Raw genomic sequence first — 3425 nt, 5'->3', positions numbered from 1 at the left:
AAGGTGCGCCGGCCCGACGGCGGCTGGAAGGCGGCCGCCGGGCAGGTGGATCAGTGCTGCTCGGCGACCTGCTCGCCAGAACGCGGCGCGACGCGGGCCGCCGGGGCGCCCGTGCTGTCCGCGCCCGGGTCGCCCTCCAGTGCGGGCTGGCGCTTCGCGATCGCCTCGACGACCTTGCGGGCGAGGTCCTGCGGGGCCAGACCGACCTCGGTCAGAACCTCGTCACGCTTGCCGTGGTCGAGGAACCGCTGGGCGATGCCGAAGTCACGCAGCGGCACGTCCACGTCGGCGTCGCGCAGCAGCTGGGCCAGCGACGAGCCGACGCCGCCGACCCGGCCGTTGTCCTCGATGGTGACGACGAGGTCGTGGTCGCGGGCCAGCTCGACCAACGCGGGCGGCAGCGGCTTGACCCAGCGCGGGTCGACGACGGTGATGCCGATGCCCTGGCTGGCGACCATGCGCGCCACCTCGAGGCTGGTCGCGGCCATCGCGCCGGCCGAGACCAGCAGCACCTCGCGGTGACGCGCCACCGCCGGCGAGCGGAACAGCACGTCCACGCCGCCGACCGTGTCGATCGCCGGCACGTCCGCGGCGACCTTGCCCTTGGGGAAACGGACCACGGTCGGGTGGTCGGTCACGGCGACCGCCTCCCGCAGCTCGGCGCGCAGGGTCGCGGCGTCACGCGGCGCGGCGATCGCGAGCCCCGGCACGACCTGCAGGAACGACAGGTCCCACATGCCGTTGTGCGACGCGCCGTCCTCCCCGGTGACCCCGGCCCGGTCGAGCACGAACGTCACGGGCTGGTGGTGCAGCGCGACGTCCATGAGGACCTGGTCGAACGCCCGGTTGAGGAACGTCGCGTACAGGCAGACGACCGGCTTGAGGCCGCCCATCGCGAGGCCGGCCGCGGAGGTGACCGCGTGCTGCTCGGCGATGCCGACGTCGAACACCCGGTCCGGGTACGCCTTGGCGAACGGGCCGAGGCCGACCGGCTGCAGCATGGCCGCGGTCAGCGTCACGACGTCGGGCCGCTCGGCGCCGATCTGGACGATCTCCTCGGAGAAGACGTTCGTCCAGCTCGTGGACTTCGACGTCGACACCGGCTTGCCGGTGACGGGGTCGATGACGCCGACGCCGTGGAAGTTGTCCGCGTCGTCCTGCTCGGCCGGCGGGTAGCCGAAGCCCTTGCGGGTGACGCAGTGGACGATGACCGGTCCGCCGAAGTCACGGGCGCGGCGCAGGGCCGACTCGACCGCGGCGACGTCGTGGCCGTCGACCGGGCCGACGTACTTCAGCCCGAGGTCCTCGAACATGCCCTGGGGCTGGACGACGTCCTTGATGCCCTTCTTGATGCCGTGCAGCGCGTCGAAAAGCGGCGCGCCGACCAGCGGCGTGCGGCCGAGGACCTGCTTGACGACGTCGAGGACCTGCTCGTACTCGGGCGCGAGACGCAGTGCGGCGAGATGGTCGGCGAGGCCGCCGATCGTCGGCGCGTAGGACCGGCCGTTGTCGTTGACGACCACGACGACCTGCCGGTCGTCGGCCGCGATGTTGTTCAGGGCCTCCCAGCACATGCCGCCGGTGAGGGCACCGTCGCCGACGACGGCGACGACCGCACGGTCCTCCCCACGCAGCGCGTAGGCGCGGGAGAGCCCGTCGGCGTAGGACAGGGCCGTCGACGCGTGCGAGTTCTCGATGATGTCGTGCTCGGACTCGGCCCGGCACGGGTAACCCGAGAGCCCCCCGCGCTGGCGCAGCCCGTCGAACTCGTCGACCCGACCGGTCAGCATCTTGTGGACGTAGGACTGGTGCCCGGTGTCCCAGAGGATGCGGTCGAACGGCGAGTCGAAGACTCGGTGGATCGCCAGCGTCAGCTCGACGGCCCCGAGATTGGGTCCGAGGTGGCCCCCGGTACGCGCGACAGCGTGGATGAGGAAATCACGGATCTCGGCCGCCAGGGTGCCGAGCTCCTCAGGGTCGAGGCGCTTGACGTCCTGGGGACAGCTGATCGTGGACAGAAGCGACACGGCGTGAACTCCCTCTCCCGAAAGGGGATCGGTTCGGGTCCGGCAAAGTCTACGCAGGTCATCGTGGGCCTCGCAGACGCCCAGACGACATGTGAGTTCCTTGTGGAACGCGGGGCTATGGACGGCAGCGCGGTAGAATCGGCCTCCCCCTCGCCCACTATTGGTCCAGATCCGGGTACGCAGACGAGTCCCCGCTACCCGGCGCGGCCCGACGCGACACGCCGCAGCGACCGGCCGGCGGCGCAGGCGAGCGAAGGACGCGAATCACCCAGCCGCCCGTTACCGAAAGCTAGGGAAGCGTCACTTCCGACGTCGCCGCCGAAGGTGCCAGCAACGCTACACATTCGACATGATGTGTCATCGGGAAAAGGTCAAAGGCGCGAAGCGAAACCAGTTCGTAACCAGACTGTGCGGCGACGGCGAGATCGCGGGCGAGCGCAACCGGGTCACAGGCGACATACGCGACGGCCCGCGGGCGGTAGGACAGCAGTGCCGTCATCACCTCCGCGCCGACGCCCGAGCGCGGCGGGTCGAGGACGGCGATGTCGAGGCCGCCGGCCGCCGGCCCGCCGCCGAGCAGACCGCGGACCGTCGCCGGCGTCACCCGAACCCCCCGCAGGGACACCTGCGGCAGGTCAGCCAGGTTCTCGGCGGCCGCGTTGACCGCCGCGGGATCCGACTCCATCGCGACGACCCGGCCGAGGGGACCCACGTCGGCGGCCAGGAAGGCGGCGAACAGCCCGGCACCGGCATACAGGTCGAGCGCGGTCTCCCCCGGCCGGGCCCGCAGCGCCGTCCGGACCGCCCCGACCAGCACCTCTGGGGCACGTGGGTGAATCTGCCAGAAGGCGTCCGGCCCCACCGTGAAGCGCCGACCCGCCACCTCCTCGACGACCGGGCCACCCTGGAGTGGGCGGTCCCCGGCACCGAGGTGGCCCGTGGGGGTACCCAAATCGGTCCGCCCGCTCCGCTCATCGCCGCCCGCATCGCCGCGCACCGCGACCGACACCTGGCCCGTCGATGGGCTCGCCGCGACCTCCACCGACTCCGCGCCGACGAAACGCCGCCCCGCCAGGGCCGCGGCGACCAGCGGATGGGCGATGCGGCAGTCCGGGGTCGCCACCACCTGGTGGGACCGGCTGGCCCGCAGACCGATCACGCCCTCGGCGGTGACGGCGAAGCGCATACGGGTCCGCCAACCCAGGCCGTCGTCCGGCGCGGCCGACCGGGGGCCGACATCCGCCCCGGCCTCGACCGGGGCCGCCTCGACCGGGACCGCCTCGACCTCGACGGCCACCTCGACGCCACCGAACCGGCGCAGGGCGTCGGCGACCACCTCCGCCTTCCCCCGGCGTTGGGCCACGAGGTCGGCGTGCTGCCAGTCGCAGCCGCCGCAGC

Annotated in this window: 2 protein-coding genes; both read right to left on the bottom strand. The window is 72.6% G+C overall.

Annotated elements, in window-relative coordinates; all coding sequences use genetic code 11:
* Window positions 1-50: 50 nt before the first annotated feature.
* Entirely contained in the window at window positions 51-2027 is a 1977-nt protein-coding gene (dxs, locus tag MXD58_RS23250; RefSeq protein WP_248841377.1) for a 1-deoxy-D-xylulose-5-phosphate synthase, read from the bottom strand.
* 289 nt (window positions 2028-2316) lie between these two features.
* Window positions 2317-3425, bottom strand: a 1109-nt coding sequence (locus tag MXD58_RS23245; RefSeq protein ID WP_374616548.1) for a class I SAM-dependent RNA methyltransferase, incomplete at its 5' end; no start/stop codon positions are given.

Origin of the sequence: Frankia sp. AgKG'84/4 (assembly GCF_023242965.2) — a bacterium.
Classification (GTDB): domain Bacteria; phylum Actinomycetota; class Actinomycetes; order Frankiales; family Frankiaceae; genus Frankia.
The sequence above is the reverse complement of the archived record's forward strand: the minus strand, read 5'-3'. Positions and strand labels throughout refer to the sequence as shown.